Genomic DNA, 2979 nt, shown 5'->3' on the forward strand with positions numbered 1-2979 from the left:
CGCGCCGCACGACGTTCAGTGTGGAGCTGCTCAGGCCTCTTCGGCCGGAGCCTCGGCAGCGGCCTCGGTGGACTCGGCAGCCTGAGCGGCAACGATGTTGACGAGCAGCAGATCCGCATCGTCAGCCAGGGTTGCACCCTTCGGCAGCGTGACGCCACCGGCGAGGAACTGGGTGCCGATCTCGGCGCCCTCGATGGAGATCTCGACATTCTCGGGGATGTGCAGCGCCTCGACCTCGAGCTTGATGGTGTTGGCCTCTTCGGTGACGAGCGCGCCGGGAGCAGCGACACCGGTGAGGACGACGGGAACCTCGACCGAGACCTTCTCGCCCTTCTGGACGATCAGCAGGTCGGTGTGCTCGATGTAGCGGCGGATCGGGTGGACGACGACCGACTTGGTCAGCGCCAGCTGCTCCTTGCCGTCGACCTCGAGCGTCATGACGACGTTGGTGCCGTGTGCGCGCAGGATGGCGGCGAACTCACGAGCCGGGAGGTTCAGGTGCTGCGGGTCGGTGCCGTGGCCGTACAGGACGGCGGGAACCTGGCCATCGCGACGAGCACGACGGGCGGCACCCTTACCGAACTCGGTACGCGCGGAGGCTACGAGGCGATTGGCGTCAGACATTTTGAACGGCTCCTACAACTCACGTGAGATTTCGCTGGCGGTCGGTCGTCGTCGCGGGGAGAGGCGGACGGACACGGACGGCCGGGGAGCAGTGCAGACTGCTCGAGCGGAGCCGTAGCCGCGTCGATCACGGTGATTCAGCGTGAAAAAGTTCTTCGCGAATCGCCCTCGCCGAGACAACTTGAAACACTCTACCGGACGGCCTGCGGAAACGGGAATCGGCCCGGTCGACGGCGATGCGTCGACCGGGCCGATTCGGCGAGGGGTGGAGCGTCAGGCCTTCGCGGCGCTCTGTCCGGCGCGACGGCCGAAGAAGCTGCCGTCACCGAGGGACGCGCCGCTGGCGTAGCCGCCGGCCGAGACGCCGGAGGTGCAGCGACCCGCGGCGAACAGGCCCGGAATCGGCTCGCCGGAGACGTGCAGGACCTCGGAGTCGACGCTGGTGCGCAGGCCGCCGAGCGTGAAGCCGCCGGTCATGCCGCGCAGGTCGATGGCCGCGACGGGCGAACCGATCGGCTTGACCCACTCGGCCTTCTTGCCGAACAGCGGATCCTCGCCGTTCGCGGCGTGGCGGTTGTAGACGTCGACGGTGGCCTGCAGCGCGCCGGCGGGCAGACCCATCTCGGCCTCGAGTTCCTCGACGGTCTCGGCCACCCACTTGGGCTGGTGGCGCAGCTGCGGGCTCGACGTCGGACGGGTCATGCCCTCCTCGTACGCCTCCTCGTCGATGACCAGGAACGACTGGTTCTGGTTCTCGATCAGCGTGGCCTGGCCGACGCGGCCCGGGTAGGTGTCCTCGTTGATGTAGCGCTGACCGCGGCCGTTGACCAGGATGCCGCGGATGAACAGCTGCGGATCGCAGAAGAACGCGACCTCGGTGGCGTCCATGTGGGCCAGGTCGGCGCCGAGCGCCTGGGCCATGCGGATCGCGCGACCGTCGTGCTCCTCGATGGAGGCGGCCGGGCGGCCGATCAGACGCGGGGCGTACGCCGCGAGCATGTCGTCGTTGTACGCGAAGCTGCCGGTCGCGAGCACGACACCCTTGCGGGCGCGGACGGCGACGTCCTTGCCGTACTGCTTGGCCTGCAGGCCGACGACGCGGCCGTGGGCGTCGACGATCAGGGCCTGCACGCGCATGTCGTACTCGGCCTTGACGCCCAGTTCGGCGGCCTTGTCGGTGAGCGGCTTCATGAGCATGTAGCCGCCGCCCTTCTCGCTGCTCACGTGCTTGTCCTGCATCTGGGGGACGTGGCCGCGCGGCGCCGGCGGGATGGTCGCGTTGAACGGGGCGGAGTTCTCGCCGCCGGTGTACTGCAGGCCGTCGTCGCCCGGCGGCTCCCAGCCCGGCTCGCCCCAGAAGCTCATCTTGAACGGGACGCCACACTCGTCCGCCAGCCAGTGGTAGTGGTCGACGCTGCCCTCGCAGTAGGCGTCGATCTTGGCCTCGTCGACGCCCGGGCCGAGCGCGGCCGTCATGAACGCCTTCATGTTGTCGACGGTGTCCTCGAAACCGCACGCCTTCTGCAGGGGGGTTCCGCCGCCCATGTAGATGAATCCGCCGGCCATCGCCGCGGCGCCGCCCCAGCCGCCGGTGCGCTCGAGCACCAGGACCTCGGCGCCCTCCGTGGCGGCAGCGACCGCAGCGGAGGCGCCGGCGACACCGAATCCGGCGACGACGACATCGGCCTCGTAGGCCCATTCGGTGACTTGATCAGCCTGGATCGGTCGGATCGGTGTGGCGTCGGCCATGTGGTCGTCCTCTCACGAATAAATGTGTGACACAGATCATTTACACGCGCAAAAGGTTCGACGGCACACACATCCCGCCCAGCGGGAACCCAACTCCGGTACGCCGACGGGCCGGCCGCGACGCACCACCCTCGAGGGGGAGTGCGCCGCGGCCGTTCGGTCAGCCGTTCGGCTGATCGTTCTTCGGGGGATCCCCCTCGCCCTTGTCGCCGCCGTCCCCCTTGTCTCCTCCGGTATCGGTGTCGCCCGTGCCCGGATCCTTGGTGCCGTCCGGGTCCGTCCCCTCTCCGGTTGCGCCGCCGTCCCCGCCGGAGGCGGAACCGGGATCCGTCTTCTCCTCGTCCACGGGATTGCCGGAGTTCGGATCGGCCGGCGGTTGCTGCTGATCGCCGACCGGTGCGGGTGACGGTGGCGGGGGCGGGGTTCCCGGCCCGGCGTTCTGGCCGCCGCCGGAGCCGCCGGTACCGGTTCCGGCGGCCGGTTGGTTCGCGCCACCTCCGGCACTACCGGCGGACCCACCGGACCCACCGGCGCCCGCTTCGCCTGCCCCCGCAGGCGTTGCCTCCGCGCTCGTCGTCGGTGGCGCCGAGGTCGTGGTGCTGGGCG

At 69.8% G+C, this 2979-nt stretch carries 2 protein-coding genes and 1 pseudogene; all 3 read right to left on the reverse strand.

From position 1 onward, the window contains the following. Positions 1–30 precede the first annotated feature (30 nt). Positions 31–624, reverse strand: a complete 594-nt coding sequence (locus AB4Z09_RS20115; RefSeq protein ID WP_174908889.1) for a 50S ribosomal protein L25/general stress protein Ctc — start codon at positions 622–624, stop codon at positions 31–33. 273 nt (positions 625–897) lie between these two features. After that, positions 898–2373 (reverse strand): FAD-dependent oxidoreductase, encoded by a 1476-nt coding sequence (locus tag AB4Z09_RS20120; protein ID WP_174908891.1) that lies wholly within the window; start codon positions 2371–2373, stop codon positions 898–900. Positions 2374–2533: 160 nt separating this feature from the next. After that, positions 2534–2979: pseudogene (locus tag AB4Z09_RS20125) on the reverse strand (hypothetical protein); the annotation flags it as partial.

This window comes from Rhodococcus sp. TAF43 (genome assembly GCF_052113525.1).
Classification (GTDB): Bacteria; Actinomycetota; Actinomycetes; order Mycobacteriales; family Mycobacteriaceae; genus Prescottella.